The 26,201-nt window shown below is 45.2% G+C and carries 23 protein-coding genes; 13 read left to right on the top strand and 10 right to left on the bottom strand.

Going from position 1 to position 26,201, the window contains the following annotated elements:
• Positions 1-195: 195 nt before the first annotated feature.
• Positions 196-1,215 (top strand): outer membrane beta-barrel protein, encoded by a 1,020-nt coding sequence (locus tag BGK61_RS00675; protein ID WP_076012383.1) that lies wholly within the window; start codon positions 196-198, stop codon positions 1,213-1,215.
• 41 nt (positions 1,216-1,256) lie between these two features.
• On the opposite strand, the gene BGK61_RS00670 is transcribed toward BGK61_RS00675, so the two are convergent.
• Positions 1,257-2,678 (bottom strand): S8 family serine peptidase, encoded by a 1,422-nt coding sequence (locus BGK61_RS00670; RefSeq protein WP_076012384.1) that lies wholly within the window; start codon positions 2,676-2,678, stop codon positions 1,257-1,259.
• Between the two features lie 244 nt (positions 2,679-2,922).
• Here BGK61_RS00670 and BGK61_RS00665 point away from each other — a divergent pair, with 244 nt between their 5' ends.
• Genes BGK61_RS00665 through BGK61_RS00655 form a run of 3 tightly spaced genes read left to right on the top strand, consistent with a single transcriptional unit; the run spans position 2,923 to position 4,767 of the window.
• Positions 2,923-3,420: an RNA polymerase sigma factor gene (locus tag BGK61_RS00665; RefSeq protein WP_014999920.1), complete on the top strand. Its 498-nt coding sequence runs from the start codon at positions 2,923-2,925 to the stop codon at positions 3,418-3,420.
• Positions 3,417-4,256 (top strand): hypothetical protein, encoded by an 840-nt coding sequence (locus BGK61_RS00660; RefSeq protein WP_014999919.1) that lies wholly within the window; start codon positions 3,417-3,419, stop codon positions 4,254-4,256. The genes BGK61_RS00665 and BGK61_RS00660 overlap by 4 nt, the downstream gene beginning before the upstream one ends.
• Positions 4,246-4,767: a CC0125/CC1285 family lipoprotein gene (locus BGK61_RS00655; RefSeq protein ID WP_014999918.1), complete on the top strand. Its 522-nt coding sequence runs from the start codon at positions 4,246-4,248 to the stop codon at positions 4,765-4,767. The genes BGK61_RS00660 and BGK61_RS00655 overlap by 11 nt, the downstream gene beginning before the upstream one ends.
• Positions 4,768-4,926: 159 nt before the next feature.
• On the opposite strand, the gene BGK61_RS00650 is transcribed toward BGK61_RS00655, so the two are convergent.
• The 3 genes from BGK61_RS00650 to BGK61_RS00640 all read right to left on the bottom strand — a co-directional run bounded on the left by BGK61_RS00650 (position 4,927) and on the right by BGK61_RS00640 (position 7,664).
• Positions 4,927-5,118 (bottom strand): CsbD family protein, encoded by a 192-nt coding sequence (locus BGK61_RS00650; protein WP_014951177.1) that lies wholly within the window; start codon positions 5,116-5,118, stop codon positions 4,927-4,929.
• Between the two features lie 201 nt (positions 5,119-5,319).
• Positions 5,320-6,093 carry a siderophore-interacting protein gene (locus BGK61_RS00645; RefSeq protein ID WP_014999917.1) on the bottom strand — a complete coding sequence of 258 codons (774 nt, stop codon included), beginning with the start codon at positions 6,091-6,093 and terminating at the stop codon, positions 5,320-5,322.
• Between the two features lie 437 nt (positions 6,094-6,530).
• Complete coding sequence (locus BGK61_RS00640; RefSeq protein WP_234349519.1) at positions 6,531-7,664, bottom strand: MFS transporter; 1,134 nt, start codon at positions 7,662-7,664, stop codon at positions 6,531-6,533.
• Between BGK61_RS00640 and BGK61_RS19565 the strand changes: the two genes are divergently transcribed.
• The 5 genes from BGK61_RS19565 (at position 7,657) to BGK61_RS00615 (ending at position 14,120) form a co-directional block, all read left to right on the top strand.
• A complete protein-coding gene (locus tag BGK61_RS19565; RefSeq protein WP_167369491.1) occupies positions 7,657-7,902 on the top strand; it encodes a hypothetical protein in 246 nt (81 codons plus the stop codon). The genes BGK61_RS00640 and BGK61_RS19565 overlap by 8 nt on opposite strands.
• Before the next feature lie 828 nt (positions 7,903-8,730).
• Positions 8,731-11,334, top strand: coding sequence for an efflux RND transporter permease subunit (locus BGK61_RS00630; RefSeq protein WP_076012385.1), 2,604 nt, complete (start codon positions 8,731-8,733; stop codon positions 11,332-11,334).
• Position 11,335: 1 nt separating this feature from the next.
• Complete coding sequence (locus BGK61_RS00625) at positions 11,336-12,217, top strand: outer membrane lipoprotein-sorting protein (protein WP_083648711.1); 882 nt, start codon at positions 11,336-11,338, stop codon at positions 12,215-12,217.
• A 28-nt stretch (positions 12,218-12,245) separates the two neighbouring features.
• Entirely contained in the window at positions 12,246-13,859 is a 1,614-nt protein-coding gene (locus BGK61_RS00620) for a hypothetical protein (protein ID WP_076012386.1), read from the top strand.
• Positions 13,860-13,886: 27 nt separating this feature from the next.
• Entirely contained in the window at positions 13,887-14,120 is a 234-nt protein-coding gene (locus tag BGK61_RS00615; protein ID WP_014999911.1) for a YgaP family membrane protein, read from the top strand.
• A gap of 135 nt (positions 14,121-14,255) precedes the next feature.
• Here BGK61_RS00615 and BGK61_RS00610 read toward each other — a convergent pair whose 3' ends face one another.
• The 3 genes from BGK61_RS00610 to BGK61_RS00600 form a co-directional block, all read right to left on the bottom strand.
• Positions 14,256-15,053 (bottom strand): HAD family acid phosphatase, encoded by a 798-nt coding sequence (locus tag BGK61_RS00610; protein ID WP_076012392.1) that lies wholly within the window; start codon positions 15,051-15,053, stop codon positions 14,256-14,258.
• 62 nt (positions 15,054-15,115) lie between these two features.
• On the bottom strand, positions 15,116-16,042 hold the full coding sequence (gene folE2 / locus BGK61_RS00605) for a GTP cyclohydrolase FolE2 (RefSeq protein ID WP_076012387.1): 927 nt from the start codon (positions 16,040-16,042) through the stop codon (positions 15,116-15,118).
• 366 nt (positions 16,043-16,408) lie between these two features.
• Positions 16,409-16,831, bottom strand: coding sequence for a YybH family protein (locus BGK61_RS00600; RefSeq protein WP_014999908.1), 423 nt, complete (start codon positions 16,829-16,831; stop codon positions 16,409-16,411).
• Between the two features lie 630 nt (positions 16,832-17,461).
• Here BGK61_RS00600 and BGK61_RS00595 point away from each other — a divergent pair.
• On the top strand, positions 17,462-18,244 hold the full coding sequence (locus BGK61_RS00595; RefSeq protein ID WP_076012388.1) for a sulfite exporter TauE/SafE family protein: 783 nt from the start codon (positions 17,462-17,464) through the stop codon (positions 18,242-18,244).
• Positions 18,245-18,446: 202 nt separating this feature from the next.
• On the opposite strand, the gene BGK61_RS00590 is transcribed toward BGK61_RS00595, so the two are convergent.
• From BGK61_RS00590 to BGK61_RS00580, 3 genes are all read right to left on the bottom strand, one after another.
• On the bottom strand, positions 18,447-20,564 hold the full coding sequence (locus BGK61_RS00590) for a TonB-dependent receptor plug domain-containing protein (protein ID WP_076012389.1): 2,118 nt from the start codon (positions 20,562-20,564) through the stop codon (positions 18,447-18,449).
• A gap of 71 nt (positions 20,565-20,635) precedes the next feature.
• On the bottom strand, positions 20,636-21,004 hold the full coding sequence (locus BGK61_RS00585) for a hypothetical protein (protein WP_240498938.1): 369 nt from the start codon (positions 21,002-21,004) through the stop codon (positions 20,636-20,638).
• A 111-nt stretch (positions 21,005-21,115) separates the two neighbouring features.
• The gene (locus BGK61_RS00580; RefSeq protein ID WP_076012884.1) at positions 21,116-22,396 is read right to left on the bottom strand and encodes a sigma-54 interaction domain-containing protein; all 1,281 of its coding nucleotides are present in this window, start codon (positions 22,394-22,396) and stop codon (positions 21,116-21,118) included.
• A gap of 155 nt (positions 22,397-22,551) precedes the next feature.
• On the opposite strand from BGK61_RS00580, the gene BGK61_RS00575 reads away from it, so the two are divergent.
• The 3 genes from BGK61_RS00575 (at position 22,552) to cydB (ending at position 26,198) form a co-directional block, all read left to right on the top strand.
• Positions 22,552-23,157: a Tll0287-like domain-containing protein gene (locus BGK61_RS00575; protein ID WP_076012883.1), complete on the top strand. Its 606-nt coding sequence runs from the start codon at positions 22,552-22,554 to the stop codon at positions 23,155-23,157.
• Between the two features lie 327 nt (positions 23,158-23,484).
• On the top strand, positions 23,485-25,065 hold the full coding sequence (locus tag BGK61_RS00570) for a cytochrome ubiquinol oxidase subunit I (protein ID WP_014999902.1): 1,581 nt from the start codon (positions 23,485-23,487) through the stop codon (positions 25,063-25,065).
• Positions 25,062-26,198, top strand: coding sequence for a cytochrome d ubiquinol oxidase subunit II (gene cydB / locus BGK61_RS00565; RefSeq protein ID WP_039233673.1), 1,137 nt, complete (start codon positions 25,062-25,064; stop codon positions 26,196-26,198). Before BGK61_RS00570 ends, cydB begins: the two co-directional genes overlap by 4 nt.
• The last annotated feature ends 3 nt before the right edge of the window (positions 26,199-26,201 follow it).

Below are 26,201 nucleotides of genomic sequence, written 5' to 3'. Positions count from 1 at the left end.
ATCTGAGAGCGGCTTGCCTAAGTAGAAAGGCAAGCCGCAATCTAAGGTTCTGGCTATACGTACGGACGCGCTATCTGGTTATTCCACATTTCCAGTCAAACCGAACGTCTCAAGTCAATTCTCATGTCTCCCCTTATTTAAATAGAGCAAAACAGTAATCGCTAAGACTTATTTTCTCTGTGGTAGGTAAAAACAATGAACACGAAAATATCTCAACATTCACTCACGACATTTATTTCTACCTTTGGTAGCTACCAACGCCTTTCTTTTGCCGTTACCGCTGCTTTACTCGGCTGTAGTGCTGCCTATGCGGGCGCTGAAAGTCAGTCAAACGCTGCTGAAGGTGCAAGCAATACAAGTGATAAGCACCAAACAGTTTCATTCTCAGGTTCTACTTACATTGGCTATCGCAATGATAGTAATGTGAGTGTAAGCGAGTTAGATACGAACTCAGATGTGGCAGACGATGCGATACAGTCAGAAGCGCAGCTAAAGGTGTCAGTGAAGCCCACTGAGAAGTGGGAAAATGTACTGTCGGTAAGTCAGGCTAATACCAACTATCAAACACTAAGCGAGTTTGACCTTGGCCTTACCACTTTGTCTGCAAGCACTAGCTATGCGTTTGATTTCGCGAAGCTAGGTACGCACTACTATCACGCTAGCGCAGAACTTGAGGGACGCGATTTTCTCACTTATCAACAATATGGGCTATCTGCGGGAAAACTACTGGGCCAGCGCACGTATTTGCGCGTTAGTAGTGACCTTATCGACAAACAGTTCGAAAACACACCTGAGGATGCGCCGATTAGAGATAGCGACGCTATCGCCGTACGCAGTGATCTATTCTACTTTTTTGAAGGAGACGACTTTTTTCAAATCGCACTTAAGTATCAAAACGAAGATGCTCAAAACAATGTGTTCGACTACACAGGTAAGGGGGTAAATCTTGCGTACACCTATCCCATAGCGATGTTCAGTAAACCTCTGAAGCTTAAGGTTGCCTATCAACTTGATGTAAGGGATTACGCTTCAGAACAAGATGGAGGCATTGATAGGGAAGACGACAGGCATATTGTTGAGTTAAGTGCAGACTACGCTGTTCACAGCAATGTCGATATAAAACTGTCTACCCAATACGGCGACTATGCGTCTAGTGTAGATGGTGCAAACTACCAAGAAACCATTGCTGAGCTAGGCATTAACGTTCATTTTTAGTGAACGTTAATGTAAATCATATTATGAAGGGTGTTTTTAACTTAAGGCAATATGCCAAAACCAAACACGCTGTCCCGCCCAGGCGTTCCTGCGTCTATGGCTAATTGTTGCAGCTTTATCAGGGCAGCGTTTCTTGCTTTCTCTTTGCGTAAATAGCACGCATATAAAGCGGTGACACGAGGTGATGCCATAGAGGTTCCCGTCTGCCTAACTGTTTTCCCATTGGGGTGTGCTGCATCTACCGACACGCCAAATGCAGCAAAATCCACATAATCACCTTGATTCGCCCATCGGTAAATTACATTAGACTTATCAACGGCCGTAATGCCCAACGTTTCTGAATAAGCGGCGGGGTACAAGGGCAAAGAGGCTGGGCCTTCATTGCCCACGGCTGCAATGACTTGAATACCACTTTCATCAAGCTGTTTTATCACCCGCGCTAAAACCGGGTTGTCAGGCCCTGCTAAACTCATATTTATGGCGTCTACGTGCTGTGACGCAAGAAAGTTTAGACCTTCAATCAACGACATCAGCGTGGCGCCTTGGCTAACACTATTACGTGAATAAAAAACACTGGCATTAAACACCTGACTTGAATCGGGCAATGATGCCGCCAACAAGCTAGCTACCGCAGTACCGTGGTCAAACGAAAACGCCACGGTATTTTCTTGGGGATCCGCAGGCTTTTTACCTGTTTTTTCAGCTGTACCCTCGTCATCTGCGTTGCTATCTTGATCTTGATTCTGACCAGCGATGAAAGACGCTTGTGTTAAATCAATGTGTGAGAGCAATGGATGAGTGGGCGCTACATGGGTATCAACCATTCCAATGCGCAGCGGTATGGAACAGGTTTCCAGTTCGTTGGCCTCATTTTTAGTTTCAAACTCTTGAGTCAATTCATTTGTTGGGGACCTGCTCTGCGATAGATAGATATGGTTCCGGCCTATTTGAGACCGTAGATTGTGTGGCAAACTGTTGCGAATATACGACACTTCATCTTCATTTCCCGTGACTTTAACTTGATAAAGCCACTGGGAGAGCGCGGGTAAATACTGAGCCTTTTGAATCGCTATATTTGCGCCTTGGAAGTGCACTCTGTCGGTTTCTTCACCTAAAAAAAGCCATTCTTTTTCAACAGCAAGAAAGCCACCTTCAACGGTTACTTCCTTAACAACCACTTGGCCAGACGCTGATAAAATGTTTGTCGCAGCGGGTGGAGTAAATTGGGGTGTTGGTATGCCGCTAATAACGTCTGAAGCCAGCGTAGACACGTTGCTTACACCTTCTACAGATGATTGCACTTTCCGTCTTGCTTCCTCACGAATAGCTTTTAAATCAGAGGGCGTTCTATCTATTACAGGACGCACGGGAGGAACCACTTGATTCAATGTTCCCGCTAGTTGGGCTTGCGATATTGAAGCCGCAAACAAACCAACAAATCCCATAATAATTGTGTACTTCATTTTGCTACCTTTACTTTAACGTTGGCGCAGTTTGATGTTGTAAGAAGGAATGGCATAAATTGTGCCATGCCTCTTATCACTGCCTAATAGTGTAGTGACGAATAGATAGAAAAAAAATTCCAATACGAGTCCGAAGATCTACGCGTTTTAACTTAATAAAAAAATACTTAATACGTGGAATAAAAATAGTTGTGGCTCGTTAACAGAATATAGACAACGGAAATCCTCACAAAGGTACATGAAAATGAAAGATGAGTTGACTGAACTCGTCCCGTCGTTGCGAAAATTCGCATACTCGTTGACGGGTAACATGCATGATGCTGATGATTTACTTCAGAACACCCTTGAACGGCTATTGAGTAAGCCGCTTCCTGAACAAGTTACGCTAATGGCGTGGGCATTTAGAGTGTGCCGAAATTGTTGGATAGACGAATATAGAGCGAAGAAAGTGAGAACCAACGCAACCGATGCACTTTCTTACGAAACGCAATCAGCAAATAGCAATACTAATTTGGATGACGCGGTCACTCAGACTATTACGCTAAAACAGGTATCAAGTGCCATGGACGAATTACCCTGTGAGCAAAGAGAAACCCTTTCCTTAGTTGCAGTACAGGGAATGAGTTACGCTGATGCTTCGGAAGTGTTACAGGTTCCTACTGGGACCATCATGAGTCGGCTTGCCAGAGCGAGAGCAAAAATATCAAATTTACTTAATGGCCAAAACGAGGTGTTATCGTGATCTTAACTGACGAAAAACTCTCTGCATTTTTAGATGGCGAGCTAGACATTGCTGAGATGGACCTGGTTCGTGAAGCGATAGCGCATGACGTTGCCATTTCTGACCGGCTCGCCGCGCTTGCTGAGGTCGATAGAGTGGTAAAAGCGGCGGCAGAAAAAGCGACGGCAGTGGCGTTACCTAAAGAAATAGTGGCACTTTTGAGCGATGAAAACCGCCAAAGCGATAAAAGTGAAGCACAGGCAACAGATGTGAGCTTAGAGCGCGAAAGTACAACAGAGCAACATTCAGCGGAAAATGTAACGCCGTTTCCGCAGAAGGCGAGTTCGATTAACAGTGCGCAGCAAAATCAGACAAAGTGGAAGGGACCCTTCGCCATTGCTGCAAGTGTGGCGGTATTAGCGGGCCTAGTTTTCTTTAATCAGCAGGGCGCTGAAACAACGCAGCCTACACATTGGGAAAACGTATCGTCGGTGCTGGACAGCAACCTAACTGGTGAAGCAACCACCTTTGACACAGGTGTTACGGTTACACCCCAGTTGTCTTTTGTAAATACGGATTTTAATTACTGCCGACAGGCTGAAGTGGCATCTCAAGATGAACTAAATGTAATGATCGCTTGTAAAGATAAACAAGGCGTCTGGCAGCTTGCTGCTAGCAAACTGGATGAGCTAGGTGAAAGTACAGGGCAATATCAAACAGCCACTAGCGCCAAATTAATGGAAGACGAACTGGATAACATGATGGCGTCTGCGCCATTAAACCGAGAGCAAGAGAAGAACGCAATTGAAGCAACTTGGCTAACTGACAAGGCCAAAGGAGTAAATGATGAAAACTAAAATTATGTTAGTACTTGCGGTGTTAATCATGGCGGGCTGTGCGAGTCAGCCTGATTACAGAGAGGCTAAAAAAGGTGGTTTTGGCTATACAGAAAGCAAACTAAGCGATACACAATATCGTGTGCACTTCAAAGCTAAAGGCTCAGACAAAGGCAAAGCGATGGATTACGCCATGCTGCGTGCAGCGGAGCTTACGTTACTGGAAGGCTACGACTGGTTTGTAGTGACTGACCGCGAAACCTTGGTAGACAAAGAGACGGTACAAGCCACACCTACCGCAGGGTTTAGCCAGCGCTATGCACGAGTAACAGAATGTGGCGTACTTACTTGCCGTACGTCGTATCATCCTACAACGCAATTCGAAACGGGCGTGTTTGTGGGAGGTTCACAACAAAGTGAGATAGAAAGTATCTTGAGTATTGAGATGGGTAAAGGTACTCGCCCCACTTCGGCAACCAGCTTTGATGCGAGGGAAGTCCGCGATAACTTACAGCCGAAAACAGAAGAATAATGCCGGGCTAGAGGGAATGACTGTTCCTGCTTTGGTATTAGGATAATTAAAAAGGGCCGCAGCATGATGCTGCGGCCCTTTTGGTAGGAGTAGAAGCTAGCAACTTCAGTGGTATCACATAGAGTTACTAGCGTCTTAACTTACAAAGCTAAGCGGCAATTAGTTAAAATAACCGTCTACTTCTTTTTCAGCTTCGTCACGGCTTTTGCCATAAGCTTGTTGAATCTTACCTACTAATTCTTCACGGCGACCATCAATTACATCAAGGTCGTCATCGGTAAGTTTGCCCCATTTCTGTTGCACCTTACCTTTCATTTCTTTCCAATTACCTTCAATACGATCACTGTTCATAACTTGCTCTCCTTATCCAAACAATTGGCTGAAAAAACTGGCGAAAAACATTGACCAGTTATTCTTCTAGCAGCAAATGGTGTTCCATTGCGTAGGTGTATGAAAATAATAGGATTTTACAATTAAGTGCCCAAATGAAAACTCAATTCTCATGCAGAATTTACAAGCCCTTGCAAACCCTACATAAAGGCTGGATAGACGCTATGCCAACGTTTTAATAAATGCTTCGTTATCCCGCCTTTTTTCAATTTTATGTTGATCTTCACTACGGCCTTTCTTCCAGTAGCTACTAATATAAATATTCTCATGGGCAACAGCCTTTTCACCCTTTAGCCATGCCCTAATTTCTCGCATATCAGAGAATTCACACGCCACCCAGACATTGGGTATGCCTTCATGCCATGCTAGTTGAGCGAGACGCACAGGTAAGGGGTGCTCATATTCCCATATCACAGTGACTCCTTCGGGTTTTTTCAATGCCACCGCATCTTTTGCATCTTCAATTTGAATGACAGCATACCCCTTGGTTTGTTGAGGAAGTTCCGCGAGATGATTTCTAATACTGGGTAACGCTGTCATGTCCCCCGCCAATAACACCCAGTCGTATTGCTCGCTTAGCCCTTTACTTGAGCCTGGGCCCGCAATTGTGATGATGTCACCGGGTTGAGTGCTCGTTGCCCATGCCGATGCAGGGCCAGTTTTACCGCCATCGGTGTGAACAACCATATCAAGAACTAATTCGGGCTTGGCAGCGTCAAACTGCGCAACGGTATAGGTACGCATTGCTACTTGGTCTGTGTCTGTAGGGCGCTGGAGCGGATTTCCGTTTAGGTCGAACAACAGCTTCACGTACGCGCCAGCCTTAACAACAGGAAAGTTAAGCAGATCGTCACCACTAAGATAAATGCGTTGCATGGTTGGGGTAATACGGACTGATTGGGTCACAACAGCTTGGCGAAGTTGCGGTTTGGGCATTAGCTTACTCCTGTAATATGGAGCTACTATCTTATTTGTTAATAATTCTCATTACCATTTCTAAAGGTGAAACAAAAAAGATTATTTAATTCTAATTTTTAGATTAACCGGAAGAGCCTAAAGAAAGCGTGAGCAGATTCAACAAGTTGATACAGAATGGAGAATTTCAAAAAGGGTAAATGTGACAGCTTGTAATAAAAGAAAAAGTATAAGCAAAAGAAAAGGGGCTAAAAAGCCCCTTAAAAAACCACAACATAACTTGGAAAACACATTTACACACCACAAAGACGCACACTCAACGACTTCATGTATAAGTTAAGATAGCTCAATTTAAAAAAGGTTCCGCTTATTTAAAAATAAAAGGTAAAAAAATAAATACCTTTAAAAAAACGCTTTCAAACGTTGTGGTTGGGTACTGTAAAAGATGGCACCAGTATTCAATTAATGCGACTTGCTCTTCGCAACGTTATGTAGACAACACACGTAATGATTGTGATTAACGTAGCCGCTACAGCAAAGGGAAGGGCGATATTTACTTGATAAATAAAAGCAGCCAATGGTGGGCCAATTACGTACCCCATGGCAGTGGTGGCAGTGATTAGTCCAGTAACAGTAGCTTGTTGAGATGGTGCGCAATAGGTTGTCGCCGCCGCTGCTAACGAAGGGTAAGCCATACCCATGCCTAAACCCATCAGTGTCATGGCAGTGTAAAGCACCGCCAATGAGTGTTGAAGGTAGAGCAGTAAATATGCAACTCCAAGTAAGGGGAGTGCGATTGTTATCATGGCTTCTTTACTGACGCGCCCCTTTTGAACCCACCCGAATTGTGCAGTAAGCGAAGCGGCTGCACTGACCATCATGGCAAAGCCTACTTGTCGGGCGGCTTCTACAGGGGAATAGTGGTAAAAATCTATAAAAAAGAAACCTAAGGACTGCTGCATCATCGCCATCGCGCAAAATACACAAATGCATGCTGCAACAAAGATATACGGCACCTTAGTTGATGCTTGGCCTTTGTCGCTCGTCTGCTGTGTGCTTTGTTGCTGGGACAAAGGTGGCAGAACAGGTAGCTTAAAATACACCAATGCCAGCGCCAGTAGAGTTAATAAAACAATGCTGTACAACGGAGCTAATAAGCCAAAACCAACTAATAAACCGGCGTAAGCGGGCCCAACGATTTGCCCTACATTGCTTGCAGAGGTCACTTTGCTGATTGCACTTACTCTACTTTGGGGCGTACTTATGGCGACGGCGTAACCCACGGCAGAGGGCGGAGTTGCGGACATAATAGTTGATTGCAAACTACGGCTTATCAACAATGCCAGAAATAAATTGGTTCCGCTTATAATGCCAGAAAACCCTGCCATCCATGCGCTTGCAAAGGCAAAAGTACCCAAGCTATAACCCGTTAACCCTACCATTAAAATTCGTTTAAAGCCTGCACGCCTCGCAACCTTACTCCACACGTTTGTACCAAACGCAAAAATAAGCGCAGAACTAGACATAATGGTGGCAATGTGGAATTCAGAAAGGTTTGCTTCCCGACCCATAGAAGGAAGTGTGGTGAGCATAACGCTTTGGCCAACAGACGTAGCGAGCAGCGCACAAAAAAGTACTCTAAAAACAATGCTTGATGCAGACGGCGATAACACGCAGGTAGCCCTTTTAGTAGGCGGCAAAATTCCTGGTAATTTTATCACAATTGAAGATAAAAAAATGCCCGCCAAAGGCGGGCCAAAATCAGAGGTATGTAAAGGCCGGGATGGGCCTTTGAGGGGAGAGGGTAGTCGTCGGATGACAACTCACTAATAACATCGACGACATTACCAGTGTCCTCACAATGGCTTCGCTGAAGCAACACACACGTACATTCAACGAATCCAAATTGGGTCAACAATCCCTTGCTGCACGAGACATCACTGTCGGTGCTTGCGATGTAGGTACTCAGAGCTTGTTTGCAATCCCTATGAAACAAGTGCCTTGCGTCCTGCGAGTTTAATTAGGTTGTCTTTTACCTAACCTCATCATCGACCAGCAATTTAACGAATCTTCTACAGTCATCCATTAGTTCTGATACTGACACTTCCATCTTTCCTTGGTGACACACTCCTTGAACTTCCCATGTCGTCACCTTCAGTACCTTTCATCTACGCAATTTGGCCTCTCCGTCGCTAAAGCTGTCCTAGCTACAAACTGCGTTCTGTATTTATCCGTTAGTCTAATGTATGCGTGATCTGTGCCAAACCTTAAAAACAATTTAGGAATATTATATATGATTGATTTGTATGGTTTATTTTTTGGTTCATTAGCTCTTTCTATCCGTTTTGTAAAACTGTCGTGAAACGACTCTGTAGTTTTTTCTCGGTAGTGTGTAGCGTTTTACAAACACATTTAACACTCATATGTCGCTTGTCGCATTACCCTTGATCTTTTCTGAAAATACATTAAATTGTTTATATAAGATTTATCTTATTTAAAGTTGTTAGTCTCGCGTATAACTTTAATTAAGTTGCAGCTCTTATTAAGAAGCAGTCTTCGAATCTATTTCAGTGCAGCAGGATGATGCATGGGAAAAGCCAAATTTTTCTAAGCATTAATGAATGCACTTAAGCGCAGTCCAACTAGGAGTTCATTGTTATGTTTACGGCAGTTATTGAAAGATTACTGTTTTTGTCTACCCACAAAGGAAAGTGGGTGTATGCCGTCTTATTGTTGGCTGTCTTATTTTGTGCTTATCAAATGCGGTTAATTACGATAGACACCGATCCGGAGAATATGCTTGAAGCCAATCATCCTGCCCGCGTGTTTCATAACGATGTGAAACATACTTTTGCTATGCATGACGCGATTGTGGTCGGGGTTATAGCATCATCGGCGAATGACACTGCTACTGAGAATGCCGATAGGACTACCAATAAAGGCATCTACACACCAGAGAATCTAAGTGCAATAGACAAGGTTACTCAACATATATTGAACACTGAGGGTGTAATTGCTCAAGATGTCATGTCGTTTTCAACGGTTGACAACATCACTCAGGGCGACAGTGGCGAGCTTAAGTTTTCTTGGATGATGCCAAACGCTCCAGCGTCTCAAGAGGAAGCGGGGAAAATTGCTGAGGCAATAGCACGTCTTCCGATGTTGCAAGGTACCCTAGCCTCTTCTTCTAAAAATGCAGCAGCTATTTATGTGCCAATTAAAGACAAAAATGAAAGCTTTCGAATTGCAGAAGACATTCGCGCATTTATCGGCGCGAATACAACAAACGAAACATTGCAGTGGCACATAACAGGGCTGCCCGTTGCTGAAGATCAGTTCGGCGTTGAAATGTTTATTCAAATGGCAATTTCAGCGCCAGCTGCGGGATTGATGATTTTTATTCTCCTATTTGTCTTCTTCCGTAATTTCACGTTGATTACTGCCCCAATGGTGGTAGCAATGGCAACGGTAATTATCACAATGGGTGCCTTAATCGGCTTAGGTTTCACTGTGCACATCATGTCATCCATGATTGCCATATTTTTGATGCCCATAGCTGTTGTCGATTCGGTGCATATACTGTCTGAGTTTTCAGACCGCTATAAACCAGGTCAAAAGGCCGATGATGTGATTACCACTGTGGTTGAACACTTATTTCAACCGATGCTGTATACGTCGCTGACCTCCGCAGCCGGTTTCTACTCACTTATGCTTACACCGATCCCGCCGGTGCAAATCTTCGGCGCCTTCATTGGCTCAGGTATCCTGTTGGCTTTCGTTATTACGCTCACTTTTATTCCTGCTTATATATCAAGAATGTCCCCAGAAGCGCTGGCTAAGTTGCAGGCTGCGTTACATACCGATGCCAACTCATCTTCAGTAAAGGCTACGTATCTACAGCGATTTGTATACGGTATTCGAAATGTTGCGCTGAATTACAAAGGTGCGTTACTCGTAGCGTTCATGGTGATTTCAGCGGTGTCAGTGTGGGGTATTTTCCAAATACAAATTAACGACAACCCTGTGCGCTGGTTTAAAGAAAATCATGAAATTCGTGTAGCAGATAAGGCGCTTAACAAGGAGTTTGCGGGTACGTACAACGCGTACATTGTTATTGAAGATACCCGCAAGCTGAAAAGTGCAAGTGAAATACTACAAAGTGCAGTGTTGCCCTCTTCGTTAGATGAATGGCGCAAAACAACCCTCGATGCACTAAACAATGAAAATGCCGGTAATAATTATGAGACTCTCGCATTTGCCGTCGATGATGCATTGTTCGGTGATCTAGACAGCAACGAATATGACGCTTTAAATCGCTTGCTTTCAAGTATTGATGTAATTAAAGGCACAAGCAAAACGTTTCAACAGCCCGATAATGTAGCGTTGCTTTCAGACCTGCAAAGTTACTTAAGCACTCAAACGCTGGTGGGTAAAACTCAGTCCCTCAGTGATGTGGTTAAAGTAGTCAACCGAGAGCTGCACTCGGGCAATGATAGTGACTACGTGTTACCTAATACTCAGCCAGCGATAGCACAGACGCTTTTACAGTATCAGTCCTCTCATAGACCGCAAGACTTGTGGCATTTCGTGACACCAGACTATCGTAAAACCTTGGTGTGGCTGCAGCTATCAAGTGGTGATAACCAAGATATGACAGAGGTAATTGAGTTAGTAGATAACTACTTTGCTCAACATCCACTGCCTGACGGCCTAACTTATCAATGGGCAGGTAAAGCGTACCTAAATGTGGTGTGGCAGGACAATATGGTTGCGGGCATGTTAGACAGCTTACTTAGCGCCTTCATTATTGTTTTCGTGATGATGGTGTTGCTGCTGCGTTCGCTGGTGTTTGGCCTATTAGCTATGCTGCCTCTTACCATAACTATCACCTTTATTTACGGCGCTATTGGCATTGTAGGTAAAGATTACGACATGCCAATTGCCGTGCTTTCGGCCCTTACATTGGGTTTGTCGGTAGACTTTGCCATTCACTTCTTGGCTAGAGCTAAAGAGATCTACAAGCAAACTGGTGATGTGAATGCCACACTAAGTGCTATGTTTGAAGAGCCTGCTAGCGCTATAACTCGTAATGCGCTGGTTATTGCGCTTGGCTTTACGCCGCTGCTTTTAGCGCCACTCGTGCCTTACATCACCGTGGGTATTTTTCTGGCAAGTATCATGTTTATTTCGGCACTCGTTACGCTGCTGGTGTTGCCAGCTGCTATGACTTTGCTTAAACGTTGGGTTTTCAAGGAGGCCTAAAATGCGTATTTCCCTATTATCAACTCTAAGGTTGCGTCGACCAACAAAGTTAAATCTACGCAGCTCATTCACCGGGCTTGTTGCGCTATTACTTATATCAGGTAATGGTTTCGCTCAAACCTCGGCAAACCAAAGCGGTAGTAATATAGATGTTGGCGAAATCGTCAATAAGGCCGAGCAAGCAGCGTATTACGCAGGCAATGACGGTCGTTCAATGGCGAGAATGCTGATTGTAGATGAGCAAGGTCGAAAGCAAATGCGTCAATTTACTATTCTGCGCAAAGATGTGCTGAATGAGGCAGGCGCCGACACCGGCGATCAACGTATGCTGGTTTTCTTTAGCCGTCCTACTGAAGTTGAAGGTACGGTATTTCGCGTTGAAAAGCATGCGTCGCTTAATTCTGATGACGACCGTTGGTTATATTTGCCGGCTTTAGATTTAGTAAAGCGAATCGCAGCAGGCGATAAACGTACATCGTTTGTTGGTTCTCATTTCTTCTATGAAGATGTTTCAGGCCGCGCAACGGCGCAAGACAGTTTTGAGTTGCTTGAACAAACCCAAACTCATTATCGCTTAAAAGCGACGCCTAAGGACACAGTGCTCGTAGAGTTCAGTCACTATGTAGTAGAGATAGACAAAGACACTTACTTGCCCACCTTAATTAACTTTTATAAGGGTGACAATAACTACCGTCGTGTTGAAGCTGTGACCATTGAGACTATACAGGGCAACCCTACTGTGGTGAGAAGTAAGGTGACGGACCTTACATCAGGTGGCTATACCCTTATGGAATTCAGAGGGATTGAGTACGACATAGGTCTTCCAGATAGCATATTTAGTGAGCGTAGCCTACGTGTGCCACCACAAAACTATATTAAATAACACTATCCCTAAAAAGGAGGGCAGCACTGTGCGCTTGTCTAAATTACTAGCTCCATCCATGCGGATAACGCTGCCTAGCCAAGCCTATGGTCTTTCTGAGCGGGTTAAAAAGCAATGGAGGGCGCACGTTTTGCTCGCGCCTTTTATTTTCACTTTTGCGTTCACGGCTGTAGTTAGTTTACCGCTAAACGCCCAGACAGTGAGTGTTGAAAACCAGAATCAGAAAGACCCAGTGAAAAGGGGCGCTCAAGAACAGGAAGCTAGCGCAAACGACGAGTGGGACAGCGTGTGGCCTGGGGACGACAATGTCGAATCAGGTGATGATTGGAATGATGAGTGGGATGACGAATGGGGCACTGACAGCAAAAGTAAACTTCGTATTTCTGGCTTTGCCGAGCTCGTCGTAGGAAACCGTTTTTCCCGTGACATGGCTACTGCGTTTGGCAGTCAGAATTCACAAATGAACGAGAGTTTCCAAGCTGCTAACGCGCCATCCGTGCTAAATAACAGCACATTGCGCGACGCCAGAGTTCAACTTCGCGCAGACTATGCATTAGACAGTTCTTCCATTTCCAGTAAAGCCGATGTTTGGTATGACGGCGTAACGTCGTCGTGGGAATCACAACTTCGCGAGCTGGCATGGCAAGGTAGCTTAAGCAGTATTCTACCCAGCGCTTTAGTCGGCACGGGGGACTGGGCAAGTGCATTTGACATCAAAGTCGGTAAGCAAGTACTGACCTGGGGGACAGGGGATTACTTGTTCTTAAATGATCTCTTCCCTAAAGATTATCAGTCGTTCTTTGCAGGAAGAGAAGACGAATACCTTAAAGCGCCGAGTAATGCATTAAAGGTGTCGGGCTACACGGATTTTGCCAATGTAGATTTAGTCGTCACACCTGAATTTGAGCCTGATATTGGTATTACAGGCGAAATATTTTCTTTTTACAGCCCGCAATTGGATGAAAACATTGCCCCTTCGTTTTCTGTTGAGCGCGAAAATCGCCCACGAGGAAGTGAGCTTGCCTTAAGGGTGTATAAATCCGTTAAGGGGATAGAGATCGCAGGCTATGGTTACACCGGTTATACAAGGCAGCCCACCGCGACAGATTCTCTTGGAAGGCCTCGCTACAGTAAAATGAATGCCTATGGCGCAAGTGTTGTTACGCCTCTGGGGCGGGGGATAGCAAATGCAGAATACGTTTTCTACAACAGCCTTGAAGACATAGATGGAACTGACGGGCAAATAGCGAATGATCAAAGTCGTTTCTTACTAGGCTATAGCCAAGAAATTGCCGCAAATCTTACCGGTGGTTTCCAGTGGTACACCGAGTATTTACACAATGCAGATGGCCTAGATAGAACAGTCTCGTCTTCTGAGCGAGTTCAGGAGAAATATCGCCATTGGGTGACGACCCGTTTAACGTGGTTAGCACTTCGTCAAACACTGACATTAAATACTTTTCTGTTTTATTCACCCAGCGATAGCGACGGATACCTAAAGACTACAGTGGCTTATTCGCCCACCGATAAGTGGCAAGTGCGAGCGGGCGTAAATGTGTTTTCAGGTAAGGATAACTATACGTTTTGGGGGCAGTTTGAGGACGCAAGTAATGCGTTTGTTGCCTATCGATTTTATTTTTAATCTTCTTCAATATTTAAGGATTTCGTTATGTCACAGGAAAAAGCATTAACTGCATTTGCAGGGTTCATGGTGTTGTTATCTGTAGTCCTAACCCAGTTTGTTCATGCAAATTTTATGTGGTTCACCGTGTTTATCGGCGCAAACTTGTTTCAACAAAGCTTCACTGGCTTTTGCCCAGCAACGCTATTCTTTAAACACGTGCTTGGCCTTAAAAGTGAACGGGAGCTAGCGTGTTCTGCAGACACTCCTACTTCTCGATAGAAAGGGGCTAACTTCTATAATCAGCTGAGCGAACTGGGTTTACTAGCTTATTCAACAGTGTTGAATAAGCTAGCGCTATTCGTGGAGTAGCTAAGATGAACACGCGAGTTGCCCCGGCTACTCTAGCTTCGCTCTCTACCAAGACCCATACATTGGATTAGGCAGAATAAAAATCTCTGTGCCCACTCGTGGCATGAGTGACTGAACGTTGGCAGATTCTTGGGTTACGCCGCCCACATCTTCAATGTTGTCACCAATTTGCATGATAATAGTGTGAGGCGCACCCCAGGTTGATGCCGTGTCGTCAGATGTATTTGAACATGCGAGCTTGCCTTGGGTAAGCTGCATTCTGCGCAAGTCTTTGTCATTAACCATACCTTCCTGGCCTACCGCTTCTTTATCTTCTGTAGTGCGGCCAACCACGCAGGTATTGCTGGTGGTAAGCGGTAAACCTTGCGCCAAGAGGTTATTCCACGTGTGACTATCAAGTGTTTTATCGCGATTCGTAATAAGCGCCACCTTGCCATTTCGTGCAACAACTTCATCGAGGAAAGCGGCTACACCAGGCACCAGTGTGGCCTCTTCACGCTTTACCCAATCAGCCCAGCTTTTTGACGAGTAGCCCAAACCTACGCTTTCGCGCTCTTTCTGGTATGTGCTGTTATCTAATACAGTTTCATCAACATCCATAACCACAACGTCGCCATCGGCAAAGCGCGTAGGTAGTGCTGCAATAGCTTGGTTATACACAAAGCTGGAAAGAACAGGGTACTCTTTGCTGCTGGTTTGATACACCACGGCATTTGAAAGGGTATGCGTTTTTTCACCAGCAAGCGGGGTTGATGCTGTAGACGAGCATGCAGCAATGGTCGACACCGCAGCGCAGATGCAAACAACTTTGCTGATATCAGAGAGTTTGTTAAGAGATAACAATGTTATTTTCCTTTTATCGTTTCTTCTGCCTACGGGTTTCAACACCATAATTACCCCTGATCTTATCGATAAACTGGGCCGGATATTTCAGCAATGGCGTCGTGTGCATGCAGACTTTCTTGATGTTCTACTTTTACACGAAAATAGGTAGCTTGGTAATACGTACTTAACGCTTCATGCAGTCGCCTTACCGAATCTTCTACAAACATTAGGTTTTTAGCATTGCGCTTGGCAAACGCCTGTTCATCTTCACGCTTAACTGCTGTTTGAAGCGGTGTGCCTAACGCGTTTTCTATCAGATCAATAATACCAACAAAATCGGGAATTTCGTTGTCGCTTAAGTCTAGGGTTATATCGGCAAAGGAACGCTGCGCATGCGCCGTGGCGATGCTGGCTTGTTTGGAAGCCAGCCAAGCCCCCATTTCTTCTAGGGATAAATCTTTTCCTTCGAATTTCTGTACAAATGCATCTGACAACGCCTGGCGGGAAAGTGAGGCGGAACAAGGACAAGTACTAGAGTACGGTACTGTTAGCTTTAACTGTGCCTTATGACCGGTTGGTGAACGCCTTACGCAAAGTGAAGCAGGGTACGATTGATATCCTGACATCTTACTTGTAAGCGCCGGGCGTGACACGGTGAGGTCAAAGTGTAAATTAAGCTGAGCGCTGTTACTCAGTCCATCTTGCGACTCGATAAGCGAGTTCATTAACGATACAAGCGCCGACTTATGCAAGTCTTGGTTGCTCAAATACCGCTGCAGCAGATTGTACAAACGAGACATGTGAATACCTTTGGCATTGGGATGATCTAAACTTACTGTTACATCAACCGTAGCCTTACTGGCTAAGCGCTCACCGCGTTTACCTAAGATGTGTAGCGGTATGGCAATGCCCTGCATACCAACTTTATCAATAACAGGAACTTGCGCAGTAGGTTGCTCGGTGGTGACATCGGGAAGTACCGTATTGGGAGAATTGAAACTGGCCAAAATTACCTCTGAATGAGACCTTAAGAACGACTTACATCACTATCTTTTAAAAAGCAGCTCGCTTTTGATGAAGTAATGAAACAATAGGTGATGGGGTTGTGCTGTGCTTTGCGCAAATAGCAATTCGCACTTTTGATGCTACAAAGCATTTGTTAGATATTTAATTCACAGCGCTACTGACCCTGCCACACCCTTTGAGTGTTATAACATAACATTTAAAGGATTTAATTGATACATTATCACACTTTAAGTTTGCAAAGAGCCTGACAATAGCGCTGTTTTAAAGCGCCATTGGCGTAATGACGTTAATCGCCGGAAAAGCTGAAGCTCAGATTCTGTAATGGGCATCAGGCTCAACTTTTAAAGTTACGCAAAATCCAGTAAGTCAGTACCAAAAAAGTTATCAATAACACAGCGCCATTCACCACTTGCATCCCTTTGCAGAACGTAAACGGCGCGCTTACCCTCGCAGGGTAGGGCGTTGGGTGTTGCTTTGGGGACAAGGTAAAGCTTAGCGACGACTAGCGCTACGTCACCGGCTTGTATAACCCGTTCATCTCCGGTTGTAACAAAATGATCGGGCATGAATTTCTTTTGAAATTTAAGCAGAGCTTCAACGCAGTCGCGCTGCGTGGCATGTTCTTTAGCGGCTTGGTTTTGCGTTGAGCTGGACATAGGGGTCGCGACCACTGTTGCATCGCTAGCATAACATTGGGCTAAAGCGTCTTGATCGCCTCGATTTACTGCGTCGTGCAACTGCTGTAAGACGTGAGATATTGGGTTGTTCATGGCTGTCGTTCCGTTATTTTTACCGCAAGACGAGCCAATAAAAAACCCGCCTTTGTGGCGGGTTTAGTGAATTCTATTTACGCACTAGCAAACCCGCCCATTCCGTAGAATAGCGAGAATAATAATCAGCGCAGACGCTGAGTAAGCAGTATGTGTATTCGTGTTTTTAGGCATAGTATTTAAAAACAGTGCGCTGCTAGTGAGTATTTAATGACCTGAGTATCCTGTGCACAATAAAGAAAGTCAATGGGTTTTTTAAGTGTAGAAATTAGACCCATGGGGATGAGTGGGCAAGCGGTGAGTGTAAGGTATAAGATGTAAGGTGTAACGCTACCCTAGGCTTCAAATATGGTAATGCGAATAATCGAGCCCTGCTTTAAACAATCATTAATATCTCTATCAGTGAACCCGCTATTGCGGAGAAGTTGCCTGGCAACAAGCTTAGCGCCTTTTGTACATTGCTTGTCGCATATTATTCGAAGTGCTTTGTTTAAATAACTAATAGACGGCATGATAAATAACCTTACGCGCTAGGCGTGACTCTTGTATGATATTTAAACGATGTGTTTCGGTGTAATGATCACCAAAACCACGCAAACTGTGTTACGAATTTAAAGTGGAATTTGACCCTTGGAGTTACTTTATAGCTGGTTAACGGCCAATGATGCGCTGTCGATATCATCATCAGTTGTACTTGTTGTTACATCCTTCTTTACGTCGATGATGACAGCAACGATGGGTATTGGTGGCGGGGTCTTATTACTGGCAGTAATGGCCGGTATTATGCCGGTTAGTGCGCTAATTCCAGTTCACGGGTTAGTTCAGCTTGGTTCAAATGGAAATCGTGCACTGATGACGGCAAAGCATATCGACTGGAGTATGCTGAAGTATTTTTCTTTAGGCGCAATCGTTGGCGCGTTCTTGGCGTCGTTTATTGTGGTTCAGTTGCCGTTGGTTATTATACAATTTGCGGTTGCCGCATTTATTTTATTCCTGGTGTGGGGGAGCAAACCCAGAGCACAAGAAATGAAACCCGCGGGTAGAACGTTGGCCGGAGTGGTGACCACGTTGGTATCAATGTTTGTAGGTGCCACAGGGCCTTTGGTTGCGGCATTTGTTCATCGAAATAATTACAGCAAAATGCAGATAACCGGCACGTTTGCCAGCTGTATGACACTGCAACACGGCCTTAAAGCGTTTGTTTTTACCTTTGTAGGATTTTCCTTTGCCCAGTGGGCGGGGCTTATCATTATTATGATTGCCAGCGGTGCGCTCGGCACATTCATCGGCTTGAAAGTATTAAAGCGTGTCCCAGCTGAAAAGTTTATGCTGGCGTTCAAGATAGTGGTGACACTGTTGGCCCTGCGCCTCTTGTGGCAGGCATTTTCAGCTTTATTTCCCGCTGTAATCTGACACAGTTCTTTACCTTCAAAATACTTACGTTAGTGCACAAGTTTTCATTTCTAGCGTTTAAGCTCTGCGGCTTAACGGCATGTGTATCAAACATTAAGAGAAGATAAACCAGCGGAGGCAGACCACTGGTTTATCTTTTTGCCTTTCGCTTTTACTCAGGGCTGAACCTACATATTACGTATGGGGTTTGAGTTTTAAACAATTAGAACCTGTAGCTTAGCGATAGATGCCACTCTCGTCCCGCAGCGGGTACTCGCTTACCTACTGCAACATCAGTATTCCTCACGCGGTTAATTCCCGCTGTGTGTGGGGCGTAGTGTTTATCAAACAGGTTATGAATGGTGACCGTAATCTGAAGATTTGACTGCGCATTATCTAAAAGGGTGAAAAGCCCCGTAATGTGCACTAATCCATATCCAGCGGTAGTGTTTTCACTTTGTAGCGCTGAAACGTGGTTTTGTGCTCCTGCCAATTCTGACGTTAGTTGCAGCGCCATTGGCGCATTGAGTAGCTGTGTATCCCACTGAATGGTGGTGATTAGCTGTTCGGGGGCAATACGAAACAACGCATCGTCGATATCGTCGCGATTACCGTGCTGAACACTTGCTACTGCGTTAAGCCTCACGTTATCAAGCAGGTTACCCGAAACAGTCAGATCTGCCCCTTTGATTACGGCGTCTGTATTAGTCCATTGAAATGGAGTTGTGCCTGCCATCATGGTAGAGACCATATTGGCCGCCATATTCGTGCTGGGAGAACCAGTAATATAGTCTTCAATATCTTGATAAAAGAGACGAGGAGAAACTGACCAGCTTTTGAAACGGTAATCAATACCCACATCTATCTGGCGTGCGGTTTCGTTGTCTAAAGCCAGGTTACCAATGTAGTTAAACCCGTCTGCCATTCCCCCGGAAATGCCAAGAGGTAGCCACGTATAGCGTTCGAAGTACGTAGGGGCACGGTTTTTCTGCGATACCCCAAGGACAACATCGACATTGTCGCTGGCGTGATATCGCGTGCTGGCGGCAACGTCCAACATGTTGTAGCTTTTATCGCGCTCTGCGGCGTTAAAATCATCAACGAGTTTGGCAATGGCAGGGTTCATCATAACCATGTTAGAACCAGCTAGCCCGGCATCCATGTCAACACGTGTATATCGCACGCCAATCGTTGTAGAGAAAGACGCTTTATCCTGCTGCCATTCGGTGAACACACTGGCCGTGCCTTTTTCTACATTGGTAAAGTTATCAACGAAGAACATGCCGTTATTAGGGTTCGTGATGGTTGAGTTGTTCCTGCTGTGGTGCAGATAGGCACCCAGTTTGAGGTCACCTTCATAAAATGGCACAACATAGGTGGCATCTACACCTTGAGCAATAGCATCAGCGTTATTCTCTCTCGCCATGTCGGCAGACATCACCATGCGCTGTGAGAAATTGTCCATGGCATGTTGGTTGCTGTTGCCAAACCAGCTTAACGTAAAGAACTCGCTATCGTTTGCGCTATAGCGATAGCCCAGTCGATACCAAGCGGCATCAATAAAGCCAATGTCCATGGCTAAAGCCGACGTGCCGCTTTCATTAGTATTAAGTTGCTGATAACTCACATCAACTTGGTGGTTACCCCACTCATAGCCCGCCCTAATCTTACCGCCATTTCTATGGTAATGGCTGTTCGGTATAACGCTGTTATCTGCTGACTCTCGTTCGTCACGCTGTTGATGAGTGAAGGCGCCGCTAACAAAAGCTTGCTCACTTTTATAAAACACGTTGCCCTGATATTGCTGTCCGCTTCCCGGAGATATTGCGCTGGCACTTGCGCTACCGCTAAAGCCTGTATTCAAGTCAAAAAGTGCTGAGGCATCAGAGTGAATACGAAGCTTTCCGCCTAACGTTTGCACACCTGCACTTACAGGTACAATTCCTCGGTAAAGGGTGGCAGTCAGCCCTGGTTCTGGCAGTACATGAGAAAGGGGCGAGTCCATGGCGTTTGGCCCGGCACCAGTTATATCGACGCCGTCAATGCTCACACCAACTCTGTCACCATAAAGTCCTCGATACTGAATAAGCCCTGTCACCGGGCCATTTCGAGATATCGATACGCCAGGTAATGTGGCGAGCTGATCGCCGAAGTCAGCGTCAATATTGCTGGTAGCATTAACAGACTCTTGTTCGATATTTTGCGTGCTAAGGGAAAGCGGTGTGCCAATAACGGTGACCACTTCTGTTGAAGTGTTATCGGCCAAGTTGGTGGTGTTTGCGAAAATGTGTACGGGTGCGCACGCAGTAAATACTGCAAGCGCAATGATAGATTGCTTCATAACAATTCCATTTTAAAAAACGAGTGTTGTGCATGGTTAAAGCATGCATGTTCAGTGTGTTTTGGAGGTTGTTATGCGTGCGGTGGGGCGCGGCTTAGCGGCGCCGCGTAGGCGAAATCTGTAAAGGGTTTAGCCGCTAAACGCGCCACTAAAGCACGATAGCGAACTAGCGACAGCAAAGGTAATGTGGCATGTAGTGGCTCGTCAACCTGAGGTAGGTCGGCTAACGTGCCATTGGTACAGTCAACGTGCTCGGCGGGAGCTTTAAGTAGTTCAGGGCTTACAAAAACGAACTCACCTTCAAACTCTGTGGCGCTGACTGAAATGTAGCGCATGGTTTTGCCAGTACAGATAAGTTCTATATCTTCACCTACAAGCCCACGTGCTTGCTGCATAGTATGGGCAGCAAGGCCAAGTGCTAATGCATTTTGCAAAAGCATACAAAGGCACAGTGTTAGTGTAAGTAGGCGCTTTAAAGTCATTTTTTATTAATCTGGTGAGCACTTTTTTATCATAGCCTGCAGCTAAATACTTTTTCTACCAAATATTTTTCAATTACTTCCAATCCCTGCCTTTTTTAGCTTTCTGTAAAGTGTACGGGTACTCACTCCCAGCGCTAGTGCAAGTTGCTGGGTATCGCCTTCAAAAGAAGAGTGAACCTGACGTAAATATTGGCTTTCCATTTCGTCTAAGGTCACAACGTTACCGTTGAATGACGAAGTATCATTGATAGCATCAGAGCTAATGTTATCGAGGTCGGGCAAGTCTGCCTCGTAAATAGTCGTCTCATTAGCCAGTAAAATAGCCTGGTCTACAATATTTTTGAGTTCGCGAATATTGCCTGGGAACTGATAGTTAGTGAGTTTTTCAAGCGCGTTTTTATGAAACCGTTTTTTCTCTTTGGACATTGCTAGAAAGTGGGCTGCTATTAGCGCGATATCTGACTTTCTTTGTCTTAAAGAAGGCAGATTGATAGGAAAGCCGGCAATGCGGTAGTACAGGTCCTGTCTGAATTCGCCCGTTTCCACCATATGCTTTAGATTTTTGTGTGTTGCACACACTAAACGAAAGTTAGCCTTTTTAGAGACTACACTTCCTACTGGACGATAAGTTTGCGACTCGAACAACCTCAGTAGCTTTACCTGTGTTGAAAGTGGAATATCACCCACTTCATCAAAAAATAATGTGCCGCCTTCCGCTGCTTCTATGAGTCCTTTCTTGTTCGTTGTTGCGCCAGTAAACGCACCTTTTTCATAACCGAATAGCTCGCTCTCAAGTAGGGTGTCAGACATGCCGGTACACTCGATGACAATAAACGGTTTGTTTGCGCGGTGGCTACTAGAGTGGAGTGCTTGGGACACCAACTCTTTGCCTGTACCGGTTTCCCCAAACAGAAGCACTGAGATATCTGAGTTAGCAGCGCGATTTATTTTGTTAAGCATTGCTTTGAATGCTTCTGACTCACCCACCATTTTCCCTATTGAAGGTTGGTTTGAGGCAAACGACAGCTTATCAAGTATTTCCAAGTAGCCTAATAACTCTCCGCTACCGTCGAAGATTGGGCGCATGAGAATGTCACAGTAGCTTTGACCTTCACTGGTAGTGTGAACGTGCACTACGCTAGCAGCTCGCCCCGTGGTTTTACTCTCTTGCATGGGGCAATGCTCGCCGCACTTATCGCAAGGCTTGTTGTTGCGGTGAGAGACTTGATAGCAGGTACTAAAGCCAAGCTTTATATCCACAGGGTAGGTGTCTCTGTATGGCTGGTTGACAGCCTCAATAACGTAGCTTGGGTTAATGAAGATTGCGGGTTTATCTATCGCATCTATCATCGCTTGTACTATGGATATATTCATGGGCGGCTGAATATTAGTTTGTTCTAATTTAATTCTGGCAATTTATCATATTGGCATAGAGCTTGTTCACTGTTTGAGATAAATGGCAGCACTTCAATAGAAGTCCATCTAATTCCTAGGAGAGCTTTATAATGAAAAATGGCGTAATGCTGGTAGTGATAAGCCTATTGGCAAGTAGTGCTCATTCCTTGGCAGACACTACAACTGCTAATGAGCAACAAAGTGAAAATAGTGTACAGGAAAAAGTTAAAGAAGCGCGATTACATGCAAAAGCACTGGGAGGCGCACTAAAGTCACGATTACAGCAAGCAATTCAATCCGGAGGACTTGAGGCTGGCGTTAACGAATGTCAGATGGCAGCGGCTCCTATTGCTCAAGCGCTTAGTCAAAATGGTTGGGAGGTCGGGCGTACCGCGCTAAAAGTAAGGAACCCAAACAATGCGGCAGATCGTTGGGAGCGTGAGCAGCTAGCGTGGTTTTCACAATTACTGACCAAAGCTAAGCAAGACAATTTGACCCCTAAAAGACCTATTGAAACTTATCAATACGATAGCGAAAGTGGTGAGTTTAGGTACATGATGGCGATTGAACAAGGGCAAGTATGTATGGCCTGCCACGGAGCCAATGTGGCACCGTCAGTAAAGCACGCCATTTTAGAACACTATCCCAATGATCAAGCTACAGGGTTTGAATTGGGTGATCTACGGGGTGCATTCACAATCACATATACACCCTAACGCGCCCTATTCTCTACCTCTCAATGTTCACCTACGTGACCTTTCTTTTGTGTCATATTTGTCATTTTAGTGACAAATATGGCGCACTGTTCACCATTAATTGTTGCGTTGGATCAATAAGCCAAACTCCCGGTCGTGGAATAATTTATCCGCACAGTACGAAAATACCGCCATTCATCGGTAATTGGGCTTAAGCAGCCAAATCACAGATGTATGGCATAAACCGTGCTCTTGCCATGCGGCATATTCATGTGTTCATCACTGAATTTTAAACCACTTTTTCTGCTAAGCGTTTAACGCGCACACGAAATACAAGGGAGATAACCCATGAGCGATACGTTAATAGAACTATCGCGGTGGCAATTTGCATTAACTGCAATGTTCCACTTTATATTTGTACCCTTAACTTTGGGGCTTAGTTTCTTACTTGCCATTATGGAATCGGTATACGTAATGACGGGTAAAGAAATTTATAAGCAGATGACCCAGTTCTGGGGAAAGCTGTTTGGAATTAACTTTGCCATTGGTGTAGCCACAGGCTTAACCATGGAATTCCAGTTTGGAATGAACTGGTCGTATTATTCTCACTACGTAGGCGATATCTTCGGCGCGCCACTTGCCATCGAAGGCCTAATGGCCTTTTTCCTGGAATCTACCTTTGTGGGGTTGTTCTTCTTTGGCTGGGACAAAATGTCAAAGGTGAAGCATCTTATGGCGACTTGGCTGGTGGCCATTGGTTCAAACTTCTCTGCACTGTGGATCCTGATTGCCAACGGCTGGATGCAATACCCGGTAGGTGCTGAATTTAATTTTGAAGCCATGCGTATGGAAATGACCAGCTTTGCTGAGGTTATTTTTAACCCCGTAGCACAGGTCAAATTTGTTCACACAGTGTCAGCAGGCTACGTTACCGGCGCAATGTTTGTGTTGGCAATTTCAAGCTATTACTTACTTAATCACAAGCACATCGCCTTTGCGCGCCGTTCGTTCGCCATAGCTGCTAGCTTTGGCTTGGCCTCAACGCTTTCAGTGATTGTGCTGGGTGATGAAAGTGGTTACGAACTTGGTGATGTACAAAAAGTGAAGCTGGCAGCGGTTGAAGCTGAGTACGAAACCCATCCTGCACCTGCGCCGTTTACCGTGTTTGGTATTCCAAACGACGAGAAGCAGGAAACCGAGTACGCCCTTCAGATTCCATGGGCGATGGGCATAATTGCTACCCGCTCGTTAACTGAAGAAGTGAAAGGCATTAAGGATCTCAAAGAAGATAACCGCGAGCGTATTTTAAGCGGAATTAAAGCTTATGAAGTACTTGATGATGTAAGAAATGGCACCGCGACAGCTGAACAGCGTGCTGCATTCGATGCAAATAAAGATAGTTTAGGCTATGCCATGCTGCTAGAGCCTTTTACTGAGAACGTTTCAAATCCTTCTGATACCGCACTCCAACAGGCTGTAGATTACAGCATTCCGCCAGTTGCTCCTTTGTTTTGGAGTTTCCGTTTGATGGTTGCGGCTGGCTTTATCATGCTTGCGCTATTTGTGTGTGCCTTTTACTACAGCACTAAGCACAAAATTACTAAGCCACGCTGGCTATTAAAAAGCGCGCTCTATGGCTTGCCGCTTCCTTGGATTGCTTGTGAGGCTGGCTGGTTCGTCGCTGAATATGGCCGCCAACCATGGTCAATTGCAGAAGTACTTCCGGTGCATACGTCTGTTTCAAACCTCGCGGTAAGCGATGTGGTGATAACCCTTGTGGCGTACAGCGCCTTCTACACCGGCATGTTCATTATTGGTTTTTACTTAATGAAGAAGTTTGCCAAAAAAGGGCCGGTTCCCCCTGCAGATAAACAGCCTGACACTGAATTTGATCTTATTGACCTTGATGAGCAAGGAGCAAAAGCATGATTGATTATGAACTACTAAGAGTCATTTGGTGGTGCTTGGTTGGCGTTCTGCTAATTGGCTTCGCGGTTACTGATGGCTTCGATTTGGGCGTTGGAGCTCTGCTCACGCTTATTGGTAAAAATGACAAAGAGCGTCGTGTAATGATAAACACGGTAGGACCGCATTGGGATGGCAACCAAGTTTGGTTTATCACCGCAGGTGGCGCTATTTTCGCTGCGTGGCCGATGATTTACGCCACCGCGTTTTCTGGGTTTTACCTAGCATTGGCCCTTACCTTAATTGCCCTTTGGATGCGCCCGATAGGCTTTGATTACCGCAGTAAATTACCTAACCCGCAGTGGCGTAAAGCGTGGGATTGGGCGTTATTTGCTGGCGGTATTATCCCAGCCCTTATCTTTGGTGTGGCGTTTGGTAACCTGCTGTTGGGCGTACCGTTTGAAATGGATAGCACGCTTAAATCAACCTACACAGGCTCGTTTTTTGGCCTTTTAACACCGTTTGCGCTGGTGGCAGGATTGCTTTCTGTGGCTATGTTGCTGAACCACGGTGCAACCTGGCTACAAATGAAAACCGATGGCTTCATTGAAGTTCGCGCACGTGCAGTATCGGTTGTGTTAAGCCTGACTGGTGTAACGCTATTTGTACTTGCAGGCCTGTGGGTAGCATTTGGATTAGATGGCTTCGTGATTACCTCGGCAATTGACACCATTGCTACGTCAAATCCACTTAAGAAAGAGGTTGCCATTGAAGCTGGGGCTTGGATGAGCAACTACAGCAAATACCCCTTTATGATTGCAGCACCTGTGCTGGGCATTATTGCGGGTTTGGCCTGTGCGCTTTTCTCTAAGAAGGGTAATGCAGGTATGGCGTTTGTATCGAGTGCGCTATTTATAGCAGGCGTTATTTTAACGGCAGGCTTTTCAATGTTCCCATTTCTAATGCCAAGCATCACTATGCCAGAGGCGAGCTTAACGGTTTGGGACGCTACGTCTAGCCATATGACGCTCAACGTAATGTTTATCGTTGCCTGTATCTTTGTGCCTATTGTACTCAGCTACACGGCTTATAGCTTTTACGTAATGCGCGGACGTATTAAAAATGAAGACCTTGACCAGTCTCACACCATATATTAAGGA

Source organism: Alteromonas abrolhosensis (assembly GCF_001953635.1).
Classification (GTDB): Bacteria; Pseudomonadota; Gammaproteobacteria; order Enterobacterales; family Alteromonadaceae; genus Alteromonas; species Alteromonas abrolhosensis.
Note: the sequence above shows the minus strand (reverse complement) of the source record. Positions and strands in the feature narration are given on the sequence as shown.

What these genes read in the sequence shown, in the direction of transcription:
- BGK61_RS00645 (WP_014999917.1), bottom strand. Translation starts at nt 6,093, where the DNA reads ATGCCCAAACCGCAACTTCGCCAAGCTGTTGTGACCCAATCAGTCCGT.
- BGK61_RS00630 (WP_076012385.1), top strand. Translation starts at nt 8,731, where the DNA reads ATGTTTACGGCAGTTATTGAAAGATTACTGTTTTTGTCTACCCACAAA.
- BGK61_RS00640 (WP_234349519.1), bottom strand. Translation starts at nt 7,664, where the DNA reads ATGCTCACCACACTTCCTTCTATGGGTCGGGAAGCAAACCTTTCTGAA.
- BGK61_RS00650 (WP_014951177.1), bottom strand. Translation starts at nt 5,118, where the DNA reads ATGAACAGTGATCGTATTGAAGGTAATTGGAAAGAAATGAAAGGTAAG.
- BGK61_RS00600 (WP_014999908.1), bottom strand. Translation starts at nt 16,831, where the DNA reads ATGAACAACCCAATATCTCACGTCTTACAGCAGTTGCACGACGCAGTA.
- BGK61_RS00590 (WP_076012389.1), bottom strand. Translation starts at nt 20,564, where the DNA reads ATGAAGCAATCTATCATTGCGCTTGCAGTATTTACTGCGTGCGCACCC.
- BGK61_RS00580 (WP_076012884.1), bottom strand. Translation starts at nt 22,396, where the DNA reads ATGATAGATGCGATAGATAAACCCGCAATCTTCATTAACCCAAGCTAC.
- BGK61_RS00615 (WP_014999911.1), top strand. Translation starts at nt 13,887, where the DNA reads ATGTCACAGGAAAAAGCATTAACTGCATTTGCAGGGTTCATGGTGTTG.
- BGK61_RS00625 (WP_083648711.1), top strand. Translation starts at nt 11,336, where the DNA reads ATGCGTATTTCCCTATTATCAACTCTAAGGTTGCGTCGACCAACAAAG.
- BGK61_RS00675 (WP_076012383.1), top strand. Translation starts at nt 196, where the DNA reads ATGAACACGAAAATATCTCAACATTCACTCACGACATTTATTTCTACC.
- BGK61_RS00655 (WP_014999918.1), top strand. Translation starts at nt 4,246, where the DNA reads ATGAAAACTAAAATTATGTTAGTACTTGCGGTGTTAATCATGGCGGGC.
- BGK61_RS00585 (WP_240498938.1), bottom strand. Translation starts at nt 21,004, where the DNA reads ATGCTTTTGCAAAATGCATTAGCACTTGGCCTTGCTGCCCATACTATG.
- BGK61_RS00575 (WP_076012883.1), top strand. Translation starts at nt 22,552, where the DNA reads ATGAAAAATGGCGTAATGCTGGTAGTGATAAGCCTATTGGCAAGTAGT.
- BGK61_RS00670 (WP_076012384.1), bottom strand. Translation starts at nt 2,678, where the DNA reads ATGAAGTACACAATTATTATGGGATTTGTTGGTTTGTTTGCGGCTTCA.
- cydB (WP_039233673.1), top strand. Translation starts at nt 25,062, where the DNA reads ATGATTGATTATGAACTACTAAGAGTCATTTGGTGGTGCTTGGTTGGC.
- BGK61_RS00570 (WP_014999902.1), top strand. Translation starts at nt 23,485, where the DNA reads ATGAGCGATACGTTAATAGAACTATCGCGGTGGCAATTTGCATTAACT.
- BGK61_RS00665 (WP_014999920.1), top strand. Translation starts at nt 2,923, where the DNA reads ATGAAAGATGAGTTGACTGAACTCGTCCCGTCGTTGCGAAAATTCGCA.